Below are 17,085 nucleotides of genomic sequence, written 5' to 3'. Positions count from 1 at the left end.
TCCTCCGTGCGCCCGCTACTTCCTCGGCCACGGCAACAGTCCGGGCAGCAGGAAACGGCAGGCATGGGTGGGGGGTAGGGCGGCGTCGACGATTCAGAACTGGATCTACGCCGAAGGACGCGGGATCCGGTTCTCGTCGCGCGCGAGGACCGGCGAACCATTGCAATTGCCCGTCGGAACGAGCGTGGTATCAACCGGCCTGGGAGGAGGACCCGGCGTTCTAGACCTGCTGAACCACGGACGATCTCAGGGCTGCTGACGACAAGGCGGAAAGCTCTGGCTTCCCGAGCCCTCGCTTTGCGGTTGCAGGCTCGGCAGTTGCCGGTTCGCTGACTGATGCCGTGAAGCAGGGCAGCGCCAGTACCGATCCCTGATGGGGTTGCCCTGAGGCACATTGCTCACTTGGATGCGACGAGCTGTGATCGTCATGCCGGTCGCCCGTCGCGACAAGGCGGGGCGGAACCTGCGTGTCCACGGTGTCGTCCACGTCTTCGTACACCACCGCCGCAGACACTGCCGCGCTGGTCGCCAGGTGCCCCTTGACACCCTCGACGCTCACTCCGTGCGTGGACACGACACCGAACAGCAGCACAGCCAACGCCAGCACACGCAACAGCGGACCCGCAGATGCACGGGCTCGCGCTATGCGTCGGAGTGACTCAGCCGTAACCACGCCGTGATACTAACGGCTCGCAGACTTTGATCCACCAACTCCCCCGAAACGACGGGTTAACGAGCCATGCAAATGACCGGTTTGCTTCGGCGAGGCCCGCAGGTGAGCAGCCGCGACAGATCACCGGACAACCGAGGAGGCGACCTACTATTGGCCTGCGTGTTGCGGCGAAGAGGGAGGGAGTGACCATGCGGCTGCTGGGGGAACTCGAGGCGGAGATCATGGACCGCCTGTGGCGATGGAAGCGCCCTGCGACGGTGCGGGAGGTCGTCGACGACATCAACAAGCAGCGACCGCTCGCCTACACCACCGTCATGACGGTGGCGAACATCCTCTACAACAAGGGATGGCTGCTGCGCGGAAAACAGGGCCGCGCATGGGTATACACGCCGGTCCGCAGCCGCGAGGAGTACTCCGCCGCCTTGATGGAAGAGGCGCTCGGCGCAAGCCAGGACCGTCCCGTGGCCCTTGCCCACTTCGTGGAGCAGATGAGCCCCGAGGAGGTCGGCGCACTGCGCAAGGCGCTGCGCGCCGCAGGGCGCCAGGACCGCACGTGAACGCGGCCCCCGCGCTGCTCGGCTACGCCGCGGCGGTCGGGTTCCTCGCGCCGAGGCTGCTGCTGCGCAGCGCCTGGCCGCAACGGGCGCCGACTCTGGCGGTAGCCGTCTGGCTCGCGCTGTCCGCGTCATTCACCATGGCGATCGCGCTTGCTACGTACCAACTCATCGCACCCACCGAGCATTTGCACGTCGGCCTGACCGGCCTGCTGCACTCGTGCGGCCTGACAACGGCCACGGCCGTCTCCGGCCCCACGATCGCCTCGCATCTGGAGGTGGCGTTGCCTGGATCGGTAGTACTCGTCGTCCTCGGGGGCCTCGCCTTCGAGGTGCTCCGCGGTCTACGCGCCAGGTCCCGCCACCGGAAGATCCTCGACGTGGTGGGGCGCCGTTCACCGCGGCTGCGCGCAACTGTTCTCGAACACGACCTGCCTGCCGCGTACTGCCTTCCCGGCCGCAGACCGCGCGTCGTCGTCAGCGCCGGCGCCGTGCGCCTGCTGTCCACCGAGCAGCTCGATGCCGTACTCGAACACGAACGCGCACACATCACGGGCCGGCATCATCTGGCGCTCGCCGCCTCCGCGGCATTCGCGAGGATCTTCGGCCGCCTTCCGCTGGCCCGACACGCCAGGGAGCAGACCGCCGTTCTCCTGGAGATGATCGCCGACGACCGGGCGCTGCGGCACCAGCCGCGCGAGGTGCTGGCCGCCGCGATGTACGAGATGGCGGCCGGGACGGCGCCTGTGGGCGCGTTCTCGGTGGGCGGTCCGACCGCGCTGATCCGCCTGCGACGCATCCTCACCCCGCAGCAGAGACCGCACGCCGCACTCCGCGGCTCGGTGGCCGCGGCAGCGGCCACGGTGCCGCTGGTCCCGCTACTCATGAGCTGCGCACACGCTATCGGGTAACCAGGGACAAACCGCCCGTCTTTCCCGGACTGAATTGCGGCCTGAACTACGAAGCTACTAAGTTGCCCACGTGTTTGATCGACGCCAACGCCACCGACCGGGGAGCGGCGTCCGCCGCCTTCGCGGGTGAACAGAGGAGTTGTCGCAGGATGGGATCCCACCGCCGACCGAAGCCGCCGAGCCGCTCCCGACTCGCCGTCCTGGCCGCAACGGCGGGGACTGTCTCCCTGCTGCCGACACAGAGCCAGGCCGCACCGAAGCCCTCGGTCGACGAGGTGCGGCAGCAAGTCGAGGAGCTCTACGAGGAGGCCGAGACTCCCACAGAGGAGTACAACGCCACCCTCGCGAAGAAGACGAAGCTTCAGAAGGCCGCCAACCGCACCCAGGAGCGGGTGGCCGATCAGCAGGCGGAGATCAACGAAATCCGCGACAAGATGGGCCCGGTGGCCGCCGCGCAGTACCGAAGCGGCGGCCTGGACTCGAGCGTGCAGCTGTTCCTCTCGGCCGACCCGGACAACTATCTCGACAAGGCGCAGACGCTCGACCGCATGAGTTCGCGCCAGGTTGCCCTGCTGCACAGTTTGGAGTCAAAGCAGCGCGAGCTCACCCAGACCCGCGCCGAGGCACTCGAGAAGCTGACCGCGGCGGAGAAGGCCCGCAAGCGGCTCAGCGGCAAGAAGCAAGAGATCCAGGGCAAACTCGGCAAGGCGCAGAAGCTCCTGAACAGCCTCACCGCCGACCAGCGCGCGCGCCTCAAGGCCGATGAGGCCAAGGCCGACAAGGCCGCCGGCACCAGCGACAGCTCGGCCTCATACAAGGGCTCCGCCAGCGGACGCGCCCGCTCCACCATCGAGTTCGCGTACGCCCAACTCGGCAAGCCGTACGAGTGGGGCTCGACCGGACCGAACTCGTTCGACTGCTCGGGACTGACGGGCGCCGCGTGGCGCGCGGCCGGTGTCTCGCTGCCGCGCACCGTCAATGAGCAGTACTCCGCGGGACGGAAGGTCGCGAAGTCGGACCTGCAGCCGGGCGACATCATCTACTGGTACAACGACACCCAGCACAACGGCTTGTACATAGGCGACGGCAAAGCGATCCACGCACCGCGCACCGGCAAGAACGTGGAGGTCACCCCCCTCGACTCGATGCCGTTCTTCGCCGCTTCGCGCCCCTGACTCGGGCCCGCCGGGAAGGCGGCCCTACCCAAACCGTCCTCACGCGGCTCCAATTGACTAAGCTGCTTAGCAGTTCAGCCCAGTAGACCAGGAGCGCCCGTGCCCTTGCCCTCCGAGCCGCCGCCGACGGTGTACCTCTCCACCGACAATCCGGCGGACAACGACGGCCTCCTCGCCGGCATGTCCACCATGGGTCTCGCCATAGGGGTCTTGGTGCTCCTCCTCGCGGTGGCGCTGTTCGTCTGGCAGTCATGGAGGGACCGGCGGGATCAGCGCGAGCATCCCTCGGCCGAGCGCGACACCCGACGGCCCCACGGACAAGACACATCGCCCTGAACAGTCGCGACGCAAAACCTCACCCGCCCCGTGAGCATCCTCCCGCCCCCATACGTACTAAGGGCCGTAGCAGATTGCGTCCCGAAGGGGAGGGCGAGGATGGGAACTCTGGCTCTGAGCTGGTCCATTGCGGCAATCGCCGGTTTGGTCGCCGCCGTCAAGGCGGTCCGAGTGACGACCACGCGCGGCGAAACCCGGTTCGCGGCGAGCGGCGACCTGCTGATGGGGCTGTGCATGGCGGCCATGGCCCTGCCCTCGACTGCGGCCTGGTACGCGGGGTACGGCATGTGGTGGGCGGCGGCGTTCGCCGCCCTCGGACTCGGCGGAGCCGTACTGGCCGTCAAAAACACGCGCGAGTACGGCTGGAAGCGTGGCCGCCACTGGGTGCACCTCATCGTCGGCAGCTCCGGCATGGTGATCATGACTCTGGCCATGACGAGCACCCCGTCCGGACCGGTGCTCGCTCTGGGCCACGGTTCCACCATGGCCGACATGCCAGGGACGGAGGACATGGCAGGCATGGAGTCCATGCCTGGGATGGACACGCATGGCATGAGTACCCATGCTGTCGCCGCCGGGGCCGACGCGCCGTCACCTTCCGTCTGGCGCTTCGTGATCGCCGCACTCGCCGTCTACTTCCTGCTGTCCATCGCCGCGTCCGTGTGGGCACGCGTGCGCGGCACGGGCAGGGACAGACTCGCCGGAAACCGCGAGCGTGGCCGACGCCGCAGCTGGGGCCGCTGGCTGCTCACCATGCCCGACACGGTCGTCGTGTTCCTGGCGTCGCTGACGATCTTGGTGTGGGACCGGGCCCGCGCAGCGGAAGGCGGGCGCCACGGCCAGCGCCGCAGGCTCGGCGCTACACCGGAGGCGGCGCTCGCCGCCCACATCGGCATGGGCGGCACCATGTCCGCGATGCTGTTGATGATGGCTGCTTGATGCGCGGGCCCGCCGCCCCGCACCTGGCCCGGCCGCGCGGACCCTCGCCAGCGGTCTGAGCTGAACAAGAGTGGTCGGGTTCAGCGCCGCGGGCGAGAATGGACCCGACCGATCCACGCACCCCGGCGGGCTCGGATTCGTTGGCTCTCAGCCCCTGCGTACGGTCCCACTCGGGGATGCCCATCCGAAATCCGAAGGGCCCGGTCCGATGACGTCTTCGCATCACCGGCGGAATGTCGCCTCCCTCGCACTCGGAGCCGCGGCCGCACTGCTTTTCGTCACCGCCTGCTCCAGCGGGGACGACGCCTCCACCCCGGCCTCCTCGCCCCCTGCCTCGACATCCGCGCCAACGAGCACCGGCGAGGTACGCCTGACCGTGAAGGACTTCGCGTTCAGCCCCGCGACACTGACTGTGCGTCCCGGCGAGAAGATCGCGGTGGTCAACCAGGACTCCGAAGCACACACGGTGACCGCCACGGAGGGCAAGACATTCGACACAGGGAGCATCCCTGGCGGCGGGTCCGCCACTCTCACGGCCCCTTCCGACACCGGCCGTTACGCCTTCGACTGCACCTTTCACCCGTCCATGAAGGGCACTCTGATCGTGCGTTGAAGCCTCACGCGGACTGCGACAGCACCAGCCGCTCGCCGGAGCGGCCGACGCCCGTGACGCGCACAGGGACGTCGGCCGAGGCACGACCGGAGGGTCAGGCTGCGGGTACGGGTGCAGTCCGCGCACTCGCCCCCATCCGCGTACGAGCCGCCCGCAAGCCGATGAGACCGAAGCCCACGGCCAGCAAGGCCCACAGCAGCCCCACGGACGCCGCCGAGAGCACCCGGAAGTCCCACACCAGCGTCGCGGGAGCGTTCACCACGTCGGGGTTGTCCGGCAGCGCGAAGAGTGAGCCGAGCGCGGTCACCATGATGGCCGCGACAGCGAGCTGGCGCAGCGGCGCGGGGTGGCCGTGCCGCTCCAACCACGTGCGGATGCTCCAGGCCAGGACGACAGCGATCAAGCTGATCCCGATGGCCGCGAGCCACGCATCGCCGCGGACACCGACCGTGCCCGGGTCGCCCACGCCCGGCGGGTTCGCCGGATAGCGCAGGAATGGCAGTAGCCAGACTCCGGTGAATCCGGCGCCCGCCAGCATCAGCGACCGCTTCCAGGGCGCGCTGTCCGGGTCCCGACGGTGCAGCACCGCGTACACGACAGCGAAGAGCACCCCGATCGCCGCACCAGTGCCAACTGCGGCCACCACCAGGCCCGTGTGCTGGGTGGAGCGGGAGAAGACCTCGACCGCGGCACTCGCGCCGCGCGCCTCTTCACGGGCCGCTTCCAGCCGCACCGCACGGTCCAGTACCGGTTCCGCGAACAGCACCGAGAAGCCTCCGCTGACCAGACCGGCGACTCCACCCGCGAACGTGCCCCGGCCCAGCAGGAACAGGAGAGAAGTCATGAGCGCTCTCCTCAGTGGCAAGGGGCACCGAAGAGGTGCCGCCCGTCGTGCGCGAACTCGTGGACGTAGTTGGCCGATGTCGCGACCTTGCCGAGCATCGGTGACAGCAGCGCCCCCTGGTCCAGGAAGACCGCGTCCAGCACGACCAGCGCGAGAATCACCGCCGCGGCAGCGATGAGCCCGTCCCGCAGCGGGTGAACGACCAGCCCCGCGGCAGATCGCGTTCCGGGAACCGCTGAAGCACTCATGAAACCTCCTCGTGGGGTGCGCACGCCCCACTTGCCTGGAGGACGAAGGGTCAGTGTCTGACTCCCGGGTCACCCCGGTCACAGTGGCGGCACCGCCCCGGATTTCCACCGGGTTCCTGCTCACCTTCGCCTCGATGCGAACTTGTCGTCGCGTGTGCGCGACGTCTACTAGGCAACTTAGAGCAAGGCCCTCTGTGCCCGATAGGGGTTCACGGATGGCGTCGCACGGGACAGCTTCGTGCAGCTAGCCGTGCTTTGCCGACATGTCGCGTACGTCCGCCGCAGATTCTGAGCGGCGGCTTCCGAGCAGGGTGGCGATGAGGAGGGCTCCGAGCGCGAGGAGGGCCGCAGCGACGATGAGCGCGAGTGAGTAGCCTTCCGTCGCGGCGTGCAGCGGGCCGGTCGAATCGGCCACGGCGTCGCTGCGGCGCGCGGCCAGGGTGACGAGTACCGCCACCCCCACAGCGCCGCCGATCTGTTGAACGGAGCTGAGGAGCGCAGAGCCGAGACCGGCGTTCTCCTCGGTGGTGCCTGTGAGCGCGGCGACTGTCAGGGCAGGAAGGCTCAGGCCGCAGCCGAGGCTCATGACAAGCATGCCGGGCAGCACCCCGGATGCGTAGCTGTCGTTCGGTGTCACGTCGGACAGCAGGAGCAGCCCCGCTGAGCTGATCAGGAACGACACGACGAAAGTCCGGCGCATCCCGAACCTGATCACTGCGCGGGAGGAGAGCCACATGCCCGTCAGGATTCCGGCACCGTAGGGCAGGTAGGCGATGCCAGCCTTGAGCGGACCGTAGCGCAGCACGGTCTGCAGGTGGATCATCAGCAGGAAGGCCATCGCGTAGAGGGCAGCGGAGAACAGCAGGGTCGCACCGTTGGCGACGGCACGGGTGCGGAAGGACAGGAACGACAAGGGCACCAGTGGCTCGGCCGTGCGTGACTCGACCGCGAGGAACGAGACGGTCAGGACGACGGCAAGGAGCAGGGGCCCGGCAACGGCCGAGTCACCCCAACCCGACTCCCCGGCCTGGAGCAGACCGTAGACCAGCGACAAGACGGCGCCGGTGCCCAAGACCGCGCCAGGTACGTCCAGGCGCGCCTGGCGGGTGGCCCGGCTCTCGGCGACGAGGCGCGGGAGCAGTACCAGAGCCCCGGCGGCCACGGGCAGGTTGATCAGGAAGATCCAGCGCCAGGAGGTGAGGCCGGTCAGCGCCCCGGAGATCACCAAGCCCATGGTGCCGCCCAGACCGGCGATGCCGCCCCAGATGCTGAATGCCTTGGCGCGCTCCTCGGCACCTGGGAACAGAAGTGTGATCAGGGACAGTGCGGCCGGGCTGGCCATGGCCGCGCCCGCCCCCTGGACGAATCTCCCGGTCACCAACTGCCAGGGTTCCTGGGCGAGTCCGCAGGCCAGGCTCGCCGCACCGAACAGCGCCACGCCGCTGAGGAAGACGCGTCGGCGGCCCAGCAGGTCGGCCGCGCGGCCGGAAATCAACAGCAGCCCGCCGAAGGCGAGGAAGTACGCGTTGACGACCCAGGCCAGGCCCGCGGCACTGAAGCCGAGTTCATCCCGGACGCTGGGGAGAGCGACACTCACCACGTTGTCGTCCAGGACCAGCATGAATTGCACGAAGCACAGCACGATCAGCGCCGACCGGCGGCGGCCGGTGGTTGCGTCAAGGGGGAAGCCCCTGAGCCGCGGGCGGAAGCCCTGAGCCGTGTGCGGAAGGGACTACGCGTCCTCAATGATCCCGCAGACGGTGACGGGACGTACGTCGGTGCAGTCACTGGCGCGCTGCCGGGTGTCGACGAGGGTCCCGCGCAGGGCCAGGAGTTCGGACACGGTGTCGTCGATCTCCGTGATGCGAGCGTCGAGCAGGTCGCGGACCGTGTCGCACGGAGGGATGCCACCGTCGCGGATGTGGAGCACTTCGCGGATGTCGTCCAGGTGCAGGCCGAGAGTGCGGGCCCTTCGGATGAAGGTCAGTACGTCGATGTCGTGCTCGCCGTAGAGGCGGTAGCCCGCCGGGCTCCGTTCGGCGGCGGGCAGCAGCCCCCTGGCCTCGTACACCCGCACCGCCTTGCGGGTCAGCCCAGCCACCTGGGCGGCCTGCCCGATGGTCAGTCCCTGAAGCGCCATGCCCCTACCTCCTCACCCCCAGTCTTGACCTTGCCCCGGGGGCCGGGTTCTAGCGTCGTGAACGTTCCGATGAATCGCGACGAGAGAGACGAGGGAGGTGGTGACCATGCCGTTCCGTGAGGGCGAGGTCTACCGTTGTCCGGAGTCGAACTGCGGCTGTGAACTGACCGTGACCAAGGCGGCCCCGCCGACCTGCACCGGTCAGCAGAGTCCGACATGCTGCTGCGGCAAGATCATGGTCAAGAAGTCCCAGTAGCCCGGACCGCCCGTTCCCTGTCGGCGGGCCGTCTCTACTTGACGTCGGCGGGCCGTCTCTACTTGGCGTCGAGCACCCCGGCCCGCCACGCCCCCACGGCCATCGCGACGACACCTCCCACCAGGTAGAAGGGCGAATGACCGCCCAGGAGGATCGTCAAAGCCTCCGAGAACTCCTTGTGCCGTTCCTTGGTCATGCTGCGGCCCTCTCCTCCGGGTCAGGCTGCTGGGACGTGGTGTCGGAGCCTTTCGGGCCGTCGCCGTCACCCCGCCGTGCAGACCGGACGAAGAAGAAGACGACGGCCGCGATGAGGACCACGATCGAGGTCCAGTCGTTGAGGCGGAGCCCGCCGAACGTATGGGCCTCGTCGATGCGCAGATACTCGATCCAGAAGCGGCCGACGGAATACGCGGCGGCGTAGAGAGCGAACGTCTGGCCCTGCTTCAGGGAGAAGCGCCGACCGGCCCAGATCAACAGGACGGCCACACCGATGTTCCACAGAGATTCGTACAGGAACGTCGGATGGTAGGTCGCGAGGTCGGGGCTGGACTCCGGACGGTTGCCGGGGTCGATCTCCAGGCCCCACGGGAGGGTCGTCGGTCGTCCGTACAGCTCCTGGTTGAACCAGTTGCCCCAGCGGCCGATGGCCTGGGCGAGGGCGAGCCCTGGCGCCACGGCGTCCGCGAAGTCCTGGAGGGAGACGCCTCGGCGACGGCATCCGATCCAGGCGCCCAGCGCTCCGAGGGCGACGGCGCCCCAGATGCCCAGTCCCCCTTCCCAGATCCGCAGCGCCTGCCACGGATCGCCGCCCTTACCGAAGTACGCATCGGGACTGGTGATCACGTGGTACAGGCGCCCGCCGACGATGCCGAACGGAACGGCCCAGATCGCAATGTCCTCCACCTCATGGGCATCACGCCCGCGTGCGGCCCAGCGTCGCCGGGTCAGCCAGACGGCCACGAAGATGCCCAGGATGATGCAGAGGGCGTATGCCCGAAGAGGCAGCGGCCCCAGGTCTACGACTCCTCGCGCCGGGCTGGGCAAGTAAGCGAGCTGCATGCCAACGCATACGTGAATCTATTAAGTTGCTTAGCGAAATGTCCACCAGACGCATACAGGCCAGGCAGGGAACTCAACCATCACAGGCGGGAGGGCGATCGGTTGAGGGCGACACTGGACCACTAAGACAATTAGCAGTAACCTGGCGGCAGCACCTCGCTAACCGGAAGCCTCGACTCGTTTGTGTCGCCCCCCCCGATACACAGGAAGACGAGCCGAGGCTCCCGGGAGGTGTGTCCTAGATGGACGGTGGGGTGGCGTGCGGGCCCTGGCTGGATCAGGGCCCGCACGCCACCAGCAACGGCAGCAACGGTGCCGCGACGGTGGCTGCGACAACGCCCACCCAGGTCGCGCGATGCGGTCGGGGCTGCGGAGCGAGAACGCGGCGGAGCCGGACGAGGGCACCCGTGCCCCCTGCGCCCAGAGCCGCCTGCGGTGCCCGACCGGCCGCCACCTCGCACATCGCAGTGGCCAGCTCCTCCCGGGGATGGAACCGCAGGGCGCGGTCATCCGCGATCATCTCCACCAGCAGAGCCGTCTGCTCTTTGGCATGCCGGGCGAGCGGCAGACCGGGGAAGGCGCGCGAGAAGCCGTCAACCAGCACATGGAGCAGATGGTGCCTGCCCTCGATATGCGCACGCTCGTGCTCCAGAACAGCCCGCAGCTGCGTATCGGACAGCACGTCCAGGGCGCCTCGGGTGATCACGACGCGGCGGCAGCGGCCGGGCAGGCAGTAGACGGCCGGAACTCCGTGGTCGACGACGGTCGCGTCGTACTCGGGCGCCGGCTCTCCGACCAGGGTGAGCATGTCGAGGTGACGCTGCCGCGCTCGGCGCGCCAGCCATGCGCAGCGCACGAGCCAGCCCAGCGGGAGCAGGATGATCGCGACGGGGGCGGCGAGCACAAGAGCGTCGGTGAGGGTGGGCACGGATCCGCCCGCCGGGGCATCGGCGGCAAGACTGCAGGCACTGAGTAACCCGACGAGGCCGTCATGCACGTGCTGCTCCGTGAGGACCAGGTGGTACACCGAGAGCGCGGTGGCGACGACGAACGTCGCCATGAGACCCTGCCACGCGAGGACCGCGAGGACCGGCGCGCGGTGAGGCCACCGCGCCCGGGACAGGAAGGTTGGCGCCGCGGCACCCACCAGGACCGCGTATCCGGCCAGCGCCACGGCTGTGATCATGCGTCGCTCCGCCTCTTCGCCGCACGGAGGGCCGAGCGTAGTGCGTTCGCCTCCTCCGGCGTGATCTGGTCCAGGAAACTGACCAGCGTTCCGGCCGGGTCCGGGTTGCTGCCGAGCGCCTCGTGCATCTGCGACGCCGTGTACTCCTGGCGCGTACAGGTAGGGGTGTACACCCAGGCCCGCCCCTCCTTGTGCCGCTTGAGCATGCCCTTGTTGTAGAGGATGTCGGCCACGGTCTTCACTGTGCTGTAGGCGAGGGGCCGCTGCTTGTTGATGTCCGTCAGTACGTCGCGCGCGGTCGCCGGACGTCCCCAGGTCCACAGGCGGTACATGATCTCCGCCTCGAGCTCACCCAGCTGACGCACGTCCGCTCCCTTCGCTCCCGGAGTTCGAACCCTCCGGTACCAGTGAACCTTCATCGTAGTCGGCGACGCCTTCGCGCCCCGCAGAGCCATCAGCGGAGGGTGCCGGCAGCGTCGGGCAGGCGGCCGCCGTACGCAGTCGCCGAACCAGGGCGTGTACGAGCAGCGCCAGCGACGCGACGGCCAGCACCGGCTGCGCCGGAGCCCAGTACGACAGGGCCCCGCTGACCCCGATGGCCATCACCACCAGCTTGTTGCAGATCGGGCAGCCGACGGCGAAGGCGGACAGCGCACCGGCGAGCACCGCACGGCGGCCCCTCGGGCCATCAGCTCGCGCCGCAGGAGGCCGGCCCACGTAGGTCGCCGCCAGCAGGCCCATGAGCAGCGATGACACCGCCCAGACCGGGTAGTTCCACCACAGCACCGGAGTCATCCGGGTGTAGAAGTGCGTTGGTACGACCCCGGTCGGTACGCCGATCGCGACGCCGGAGACGATGGCCACGGCCGCCGCCAGCACCCATTGACGTGCCGTCCATACGCGCATGCGTCCGCCTCTCTGCCGTATCCTAATACCAAACAGCTTAGTAGATCGACGGATACTTGGCCCCGCCGCGGTATTCTGCGCGCCCCTTGGGTACCGTCGAAGACGCAGATCCGGACGACCAGTGGCAGGGTTTCCAGAGTGACGGCGAGCCGATACGTACGCACAGCAGGCGCCCTCGGGCACCTGCTGCTCGTCGTGGTGCTCGCGCTGGGCATCTTCGCGATGCACTCCACGGGGCATCCCGAGGAGCCGTCCGGTTCCGCCATGAGCACCGCATCTCACACGTCGACGATGGATGCGGCCGCCGCGGCCGACGACCTCATGGGCGCTCCCGCCTCCATGGCCCCGGGCCACTCGGCGGATTCGCCGTCCGCGCACCAGCCCGCCATGTCGATGGACATGGCCTCACTCTGCATGGCGGTCCTGTTCGGAGCGTGGGCGATCACCGCGCTCCTCAAGTCGGCGTTCGCCCGACACCGCGAGTGGCTGGCGCGTCTCCTCGCCCAGGTGACCGTCGCGATGCGACCCCACCCCCCGCCACGTGGCCCCGACCTCACCCAACTGTCAGTCCTGCGGCTGTAGGCCGAACCACTCCTGCGGACGCGCGCACCGGGCGCCGTCCAGCGGATTCGCGTACGCCAAAACAGACCAGAGAACCGACACACGAGGTGAATCCACCATGACTTCCTTCACGCGCGCCCCGCGCCGCAAGCCCGCCCGCCGCATCGCGGCCGTCGGTGTCGTATCCGCGGGAGCCCTGCTCCTCGCCGCCTGTAGCGACAACGGCGACGACATGGGCGGCATGGACCACGACGGTGACTCGTCGGCGTCGTCCACCGCCGAGCCGGGCAAGAGCGCGGCGGCCAAGGACTTCAACGACGCGGACGTCACCTTCGCGCAAATGATGATCCCGCACCACGAGCAGGCTCTGGAGATGGCCAAGCTGGCCGACAGTCGCGCTGCCGACTCGAAGATCAAGGACATCGCCGGGAAGATCGAGAAGGCCCAGGACCCCGAGATCAAGAAGATGAAGGGCTGGCTCAACTCCTGGGACAAGCCGACCGAGGCGGAGTCCATGCCCGGCATGGACCACTCCGGAATGAACGGCATGATGTCCGACGAGGACATGAAGGAACTCAAGGGCATGACGGGCGCCAAGTTCGACAAGATGTTCGCCGAGATGATGATCGAGCACCACAACGGTGCGATCAGCATGGCCAAGGCCGAGCAGAAGGACGGCAAGAACTCCGACGCCAAGAAGACGGCCGAGGACATCGTCAAGGGCCAGTCCGCCGAGGTCAAGCAGCTTCAGAGCATCCTCGACCAGCTCTGATCTTCGCCGTACGCCGACCATCCGGTACACGTCGCACCCAGATGGTCCGGGTTCCGCGCCGCGCTCGCGGCGCGGCCCCGGGCCGTCGCCCCACTCCCCCTCGCCCGCGCCGATCACCGTTCACCGGGGCGCCCGCACGATTCCCTGAGGACCCATGAACAAGCGCCATGCCGCCGCAGCGGCGACCGCCCTCACTCTCGGCCTCACTCTGGCCGCTTGCTCCGACAGCGACAGCGACGACGCGGACCCGTCCGCGTCGGGAGCTTCGGTGAGCCACATCCACGGACTCGGCCTTGACCCGTCCGACCAGCGCCTGTACGTCGCCACGCACGACGGCGTCTACACCCCTGACACCAAGGGCAGGCCCAAGCTGGTGGGCGACAGCAAGGACGACTACATGGGCTTCACCGTGGCCCAGGACAAGACGTTCTACGCCAGCGGTCACCCCGCACCCGGCGCGGACGGCCCCGGCAACAAGGGACTGATCAAGAGCACCGACGCCGGCAAGACCTGGAAGTCGCTGTCCCTCTCAGGAGAGTCCGACTTCCACGCACTGGACTACGCACACGGCACCATCTACGGCTACGACGCCACGAACGGCCTCCTGCGCACCAGTAAGGACGGTGCCACCTGGAAGAAGGGAGCGAGCATCCAGGCGCTCGACATCGCGGTCGGCCCCCAGGACCCCGACCGCGTACTGGCCACTACCGGCGAAGGGATCGCCCGCAGCACCGACGGCGGCAAGACCTTCGCCAAGGGCAAGCAGCCGGTGATGGCCTTCCTCTCCTGGAAGGCGAAGGACGGCCTCTACGGCATCGACACCTCCGGCGGGCTCAACCGCAGCACTGACGGCGGGACAACCTGGAAGAAGACGGGCACCGTCCCCGGCGGGCAGCCCCAGGCCCTCACCGCTGTCGACGCCGAACACGTCCTGGCCGCGACTCAGAACGGCGTGTACGAGTCGAAGGACGGCGGCAAGACCTTCACCCTGCGCCTCACCGTCGAGTCGGGCGGCAGGCATTGAACCCCCGGCTGACGTCGGCCGAATGCCGCACCGCCCGGCGGGCCGGCGGTTCGACCGAGGCGAGATACGCCGTCTGGTAGCGATGTACGCGTTCATCGCGGCGCTTCACATCGTCGGCTTCGGGCTGTTCGCCTACTACAACGCGCGCTATCACGGCCTCGCCGACAGCTAGGGGCAGTTGCTGTACGCGGGTGCGGCGGGGCTCGCGTACACGCTGGGGATGCGCCACGCCTTCGACGCCGACCACATCTCGGCGATCGACGACACCACCCGCTATCTGCTGCAGAAGGGCAAGCGCCCGCTCGGCCTGGGACTCGCCTTCTCGCTCGGCCACTCGACCGTCGTGTTCGGCCTCTCCGTGGGCATCGCCTTCGCCGCGCAGGCCGCGAACCGGTTCCAGGCAGGCTTCGCGGAGATCGGCGGAGTCATCGGGACGCTGGTCTCCGGCGTTCGTGGTCGGCACGGTGGAACTAGTCTCGCTGCTCGCGGAGCGGCTGGGTGCGGACGACCGTGCGCCGTGGTCGTGGCTCGCCTCCGTCGACCTCAACACCATCCGCTTCGTCATCGTGGTGACGTTCCTGGCGACCTGGATCGGCGCCGTCACGCTCTGGAAGGTCCGCCGCTTCGACGAACGCTATCCGGCTCACCGTACGGCCGTTGAGGCGGAACCCGATTCTGCGTCCGCGTGAGCCACAGCCTTCGCGCGGGGCAAGGCATTGACTCCGCCGTTCGCTTCGCGATGGTGCGGACTTCAGCCTGCCCTGGATGATTTCCTGCGATGGACGACGATGCCGCCCAGGACCACGACCTTCACGAGGACTACAGCCAGGAGGCCGCCGACTGTCCCGGCCGTCCACTGCCAGTTCGCCACCAGAATGCCGCCGAGCCCAAGGTGCAGGGCAATCGCCAGTACGCCGCCTGCCGTGAGGGCTATGGTCCCGCCGCGCCAACGGCGCCTCGCCGCTCCCCCTTGGGACGCGGGAGCCGCATCGACCGCTTCACCAGGAGAAGTCGTAGAGACTTCGAGCTCTTGCCAGGTCACCTTCAGCTGCTCCCGCCTGCCGAACCTCTCGACGTGCCCCGCGACCAGCTCCTGGAGCCGCCGCAGGTTCTCCTCGTCAACGGCCTCCACCTGGACCGTCAGTGCGGTCGGGGTCGCCTGCATCACGCACTGGCCCCAGGGCAGACTGACGGTCCCGTACGTATCCGACCAATCGACATCGGCCTGGGCTGCCACCTCCTGCATCTCGCGGAGCGCCTGCGCATCCTCACCGCTGTGGGCGCGCGGCCGGTGCCCCAGATGCCGCCCCTTGTTGTTGAAGTGCTTGCAGAGTTGGACGAGATACCGGCTCGGGCGCTCGGTCTCGACGCGGGCTTCGGCGGTCAGCATGGCGTTCCTTTTCATGTTGCCGGGCCTGGGGGAGGTTCAGGTTCGGGTGAGGGCGACGAGCCAGGCCCTGATGCCGTCCGGGTCGGTAGTGATGTCGATCGTGGACGGTTCGATGGAGTCGATCCGCCACCCGTCGGCGAAGGCGGTTTCGATCTCGTCCCGCGTGAGTTTGTGGACGCGCCCCCACTCGCCCTGCTGGCGGTCACTGAAGGCGAGCATGAAGTAGCGGCCGCCCGGCCGCAGTACGGACCGCAGGCTCTCGACGTAGGCGGCACGGTCGTCGCCGTCGAAGACGTGGAAGAGCCCGCAGTCGACCACCGTGTCGAAGTACTCCCCGAGATCGGCCAGGTGCCGGGCGTCGTGGCGAAGGAACCGCGCGCTACAGCCTCGATCGCGCGCTTTGTCCTCCGCCGCTGCCAACGCCTTGGTGGCGAGATCGGCGCCGGTCGCGTCCAGGCCGAGACCGGCCGCCATGAGCGCGTGCTCACCGGTCCCACAGCCTGCGTCCAGTACCCGGCCGCGGATGGCGTCGGCCTCGGCGAGAGCGAGGAACGCCGGTTGAGGTCGACCGATGTCCCACGGCGGCGGAGTGAGGTACAGATCCTCGGGTCCGTGCGATGAGGTGCAACCGGCATGGGGATGGTGGGTCGAGCCAGCCATGGTCATGCCCTCCCGTCGGGCGTGATCGTCCAGATCCTCGTGACGCCTCCAGCTTTATCGATACACATTGTCACTGTCAATCCACAGTGTCCTCCACTCGTCGGGTTGTATGCTGTCGCCGTGCCGAAGCTCTGGAACGAGACGATCGATGCGCACCGCGCCGCGGTGCGCACAGCGGTCCTTGACACCACGGCGGCGCTGGTCGCCGAGCATGGGCTGACGTCGGTGACGATGTCGCGGATCGCCAAGGAGTCCGGGATCGGGCGCGCGACGCTGTACAAGTACTTCCCGGACGTCGAATCGATCCTGCTCGCCTGGCACGAACGTCAGATCGCCGAGCACCTCGAGCACCTCACCGAGGTCCGGGACGAAGCCGACGGCACCGGTGAACGGCTCGAAGCCGTACTGGGGGCGTTCGCCCTCATCTCGTACTACTCCCGCAGGCACCACGACAACGAACTCGCGACGCTCCTGCACCGGGACCAGCAGGTCACTCAGGCCCAGCAGCGGCTCCACGCCCTGATCCAGGAGCTACTGACCGAGGGCACGGAGGCCGGTGATGTCCGGGACGACATCGACCCCGACGAGCTCGCGAGCTACTGCCTCCACGCCCTCACCGCAGCCGGCGACCTGCCGTCCAAAGCAGCGGTCCACCGGCTCGTCGCGGTCACGCTGACCGGGGTGCGCCCTGCCGCGAGGCTTCCCGACTCCGACGCAGCGGCAGGGCGTTCCCGATACCTCAGCGGGAATGACGACTCGTCTTCCGCCCACCCGCCGCGCGGCCCTCGACGACACACCGCTCATGGCCATCACCCGACCGATTCGTGAGCAAGAGCGC

At 68.4% G+C, this 17,085-nt stretch carries 24 protein-coding genes, 1 pseudogene and 1 riboswitch; of the genes and pseudogenes, 14 read left to right on the top strand and 11 right to left on the bottom strand.

Annotated features, from left to right (window positions below; translation table 11 throughout):
• The first annotated feature begins 861 nt into the window (after nt 1-861).
• From AB0O76_RS17655 to AB0O76_RS17630, 6 genes are all read left to right on the top strand, one after another.
• Complete coding sequence (locus tag AB0O76_RS17655) at nt 862-1,230, top strand: BlaI/MecI/CopY family transcriptional regulator (RefSeq protein ID WP_365491412.1); 369 nt, start codon at nt 862-864, stop codon at nt 1,228-1,230.
• The gene (locus AB0O76_RS17650) at nt 1,227-2,138 is read left to right on the top strand and encodes a M56 family metallopeptidase (protein ID WP_365491408.1); all 912 of its coding nucleotides are present in this window, start codon (nt 1,227-1,229) and stop codon (nt 2,136-2,138) included. Before AB0O76_RS17655 ends, AB0O76_RS17650 begins: the two co-directional genes overlap by 4 nt.
• A gap of 149 nt (nt 2,139-2,287) precedes the next feature.
• Complete coding sequence (locus AB0O76_RS17645; protein WP_365491405.1) at nt 2,288-3,313, top strand: NlpC/P60 family protein; 1,026 nt, start codon at nt 2,288-2,290, stop codon at nt 3,311-3,313.
• A gap of 99 nt (nt 3,314-3,412) precedes the next feature.
• Nucleotides 3,413-3,649 (top strand): hypothetical protein, encoded by a 237-nt coding sequence (locus AB0O76_RS17640; protein ID WP_365491402.1) that lies wholly within the window; start codon nt 3,413-3,415, stop codon nt 3,647-3,649.
• Nucleotides 3,650-3,748: 99 nt separating this feature from the next.
• Nucleotides 3,749-4,588 carry a DUF5134 domain-containing protein gene (locus AB0O76_RS17635; RefSeq protein ID WP_365491399.1) on the top strand — a complete coding sequence of 280 codons (840 nt, stop codon included), beginning with the start codon at nt 3,749-3,751 and terminating at the stop codon, nt 4,586-4,588.
• Between the two features lie 208 nt (nt 4,589-4,796).
• Nucleotides 4,797-5,201, top strand: coding sequence for a cupredoxin domain-containing protein (locus AB0O76_RS17630; protein WP_365491396.1), 405 nt, complete (start codon nt 4,797-4,799; stop codon nt 5,199-5,201).
• A gap of 94 nt (nt 5,202-5,295) precedes the next feature.
• Here AB0O76_RS17630 and AB0O76_RS17625 read toward each other — a convergent pair whose 3' ends face one another.
• From AB0O76_RS17625 to AB0O76_RS17610, 4 genes are all read right to left on the bottom strand, one after another.
• On the bottom strand, nt 5,296-6,045 hold the full coding sequence (locus AB0O76_RS17625; RefSeq protein ID WP_365491393.1) for a CbtA family protein: 750 nt from the start codon (nt 6,043-6,045) through the stop codon (nt 5,296-5,298).
• Nucleotides 6,046-6,056: 11 nt separating this feature from the next.
• Nucleotides 6,057-6,293 carry a hypothetical protein gene (locus AB0O76_RS17620; RefSeq protein WP_365491390.1) on the bottom strand — a complete coding sequence of 79 codons (237 nt, stop codon included), beginning with the start codon at nt 6,291-6,293 and terminating at the stop codon, nt 6,057-6,059.
• Between the two features lie 30 nt (nt 6,294-6,323).
• Nucleotides 6,324-6,454, bottom strand: a riboswitch (cobalamin riboswitch).
• Nucleotides 6,455-6,537: 83 nt separating this feature from the next.
• Nucleotides 6,538-7,941: an MFS transporter gene (locus AB0O76_RS17615; protein WP_365491587.1), complete on the bottom strand. Its 1,404-nt coding sequence runs from the start codon at nt 7,939-7,941 to the stop codon at nt 6,538-6,540.
• 84 nt (nt 7,942-8,025) lie between these two features.
• The gene (locus AB0O76_RS17610) at nt 8,026-8,433 is read right to left on the bottom strand and encodes a MerR family transcriptional regulator (protein WP_365491387.1); all 408 of its coding nucleotides are present in this window, start codon (nt 8,431-8,433) and stop codon (nt 8,026-8,028) included.
• A 106-nt stretch (nt 8,434-8,539) separates the two neighbouring features.
• On the opposite strand from AB0O76_RS17610, the gene AB0O76_RS17605 reads away from it, so the two are divergent.
• Nucleotides 8,540-8,689, top strand: a complete 150-nt coding sequence (locus AB0O76_RS17605; protein WP_365491384.1) for a hypothetical protein — start codon at nt 8,540-8,542, stop codon at nt 8,687-8,689.
• Between the two features lie 58 nt (nt 8,690-8,747).
• Here AB0O76_RS17605 and AB0O76_RS17600 read toward each other — a convergent pair whose 3' ends face one another.
• From AB0O76_RS17600 to AB0O76_RS17580, 5 genes are all read right to left on the bottom strand, one after another.
• Nucleotides 8,748-8,885 carry a hypothetical protein gene (locus AB0O76_RS17600; protein ID WP_365491382.1) on the bottom strand — a complete coding sequence of 46 codons (138 nt, stop codon included), beginning with the start codon at nt 8,883-8,885 and terminating at the stop codon, nt 8,748-8,750.
• Nucleotides 8,882-9,748, bottom strand: coding sequence for a prolipoprotein diacylglyceryl transferase (lgt, locus tag AB0O76_RS17595; protein WP_365491379.1), 867 nt, complete (start codon nt 9,746-9,748; stop codon nt 8,882-8,884). Before lgt ends, AB0O76_RS17600 begins: the two co-directional genes overlap by 4 nt.
• Nucleotides 9,749-10,025: 277 nt before the next feature.
• On the bottom strand, nt 10,026-10,934 hold the full coding sequence (locus tag AB0O76_RS17590) for a M56 family metallopeptidase (RefSeq protein WP_365491376.1): 909 nt from the start codon (nt 10,932-10,934) through the stop codon (nt 10,026-10,028).
• Nucleotides 10,931-11,299 (bottom strand): BlaI/MecI/CopY family transcriptional regulator, encoded by a 369-nt coding sequence (locus AB0O76_RS17585; RefSeq protein ID WP_365491373.1) that lies wholly within the window; start codon nt 11,297-11,299, stop codon nt 10,931-10,933. Before AB0O76_RS17585 ends, AB0O76_RS17590 begins: the two co-directional genes overlap by 4 nt.
• Nucleotides 11,283-11,840, bottom strand: a complete 558-nt coding sequence (locus AB0O76_RS17580; RefSeq protein WP_365491370.1) for a hypothetical protein — start codon at nt 11,838-11,840, stop codon at nt 11,283-11,285. Before AB0O76_RS17580 ends, AB0O76_RS17585 begins: the two co-directional genes overlap by 17 nt.
• A gap of 138 nt (nt 11,841-11,978) precedes the next feature.
• On the opposite strand from AB0O76_RS17580, the gene AB0O76_RS17575 reads away from it, so the two are divergent.
• The 6 genes and pseudogenes from AB0O76_RS17575 to AB0O76_RS17550 all read left to right on the top strand — a co-directional run bounded on the left by AB0O76_RS17575 (nt 11,979) and on the right by AB0O76_RS17550 (nt 14,886).
• Nucleotides 11,979-12,422: a DUF6153 family protein gene (locus AB0O76_RS17575; RefSeq protein ID WP_365491367.1), complete on the top strand. Its 444-nt coding sequence runs from the start codon at nt 11,979-11,981 to the stop codon at nt 12,420-12,422.
• Between the two features lie 97 nt (nt 12,423-12,519).
• Nucleotides 12,520-13,173: a DUF305 domain-containing protein gene (locus AB0O76_RS17570; protein WP_365491364.1), complete on the top strand. Its 654-nt coding sequence runs from the start codon at nt 12,520-12,522 to the stop codon at nt 13,171-13,173.
• 154 nt (nt 13,174-13,327) lie between these two features.
• On the top strand, nt 13,328-14,197 hold the full coding sequence (locus tag AB0O76_RS17565; protein WP_365491362.1) for a F510_1955 family glycosylhydrolase: 870 nt from the start codon (nt 13,328-13,330) through the stop codon (nt 14,195-14,197).
• A gap of 22 nt (nt 14,198-14,219) precedes the next feature.
• Nucleotides 14,220-14,369: a hypothetical protein gene (locus AB0O76_RS17560; protein ID WP_365491359.1), complete on the top strand. Its 150-nt coding sequence runs from the start codon at nt 14,220-14,222 to the stop codon at nt 14,367-14,369.
• Nucleotides 14,370-14,417: 48 nt separating this feature from the next.
• Nucleotides 14,418-14,585, top strand: a pseudogene (locus tag AB0O76_RS17555) (HoxN/HupN/NixA family nickel/cobalt transporter); the annotation flags it as partial.
• 76 nt (nt 14,586-14,661) lie between these two features.
• The gene (locus AB0O76_RS17550) at nt 14,662-14,886 is read left to right on the top strand and encodes a hypothetical protein (RefSeq protein WP_365491596.1); all 225 of its coding nucleotides are present in this window, start codon (nt 14,662-14,664) and stop codon (nt 14,884-14,886) included.
• A gap of 62 nt (nt 14,887-14,948) precedes the next feature.
• Here AB0O76_RS17550 and AB0O76_RS17545 read toward each other — a convergent pair whose 3' ends face one another.
• Nucleotides 14,949-15,587: a DUF2218 domain-containing protein gene (locus AB0O76_RS17545; RefSeq protein ID WP_365491356.1), complete on the bottom strand. Its 639-nt coding sequence runs from the start codon at nt 15,585-15,587 to the stop codon at nt 14,949-14,951.
• Between the two features lie 36 nt (nt 15,588-15,623).
• Nucleotides 15,624-16,247 (bottom strand): class I SAM-dependent methyltransferase, encoded by a 624-nt coding sequence (locus tag AB0O76_RS17540; RefSeq protein ID WP_365491353.1) that lies wholly within the window; start codon nt 16,245-16,247, stop codon nt 15,624-15,626.
• 120 nt (nt 16,248-16,367) lie between these two features.
• On the opposite strand from AB0O76_RS17540, the gene AB0O76_RS17535 reads away from it, so the two are divergent.
• Nucleotides 16,368-17,075, top strand: coding sequence for a TetR/AcrR family transcriptional regulator (locus AB0O76_RS17535; RefSeq protein ID WP_365491350.1), 708 nt, complete (start codon nt 16,368-16,370; stop codon nt 17,073-17,075).
• Nucleotides 17,076-17,085 lie beyond the last annotated feature (10 nt).

It is taken from the genome of Streptomyces sp. NPDC086554 (genome assembly GCF_040686095.1).
GTDB lineage: Bacteria > Actinomycetota > Actinomycetes > Streptomycetales > Streptomycetaceae > Streptomyces.
The sequence above is the reverse complement of the archived record's forward strand: the minus strand, read 5'-3'. Positions and strand labels throughout refer to the sequence as shown.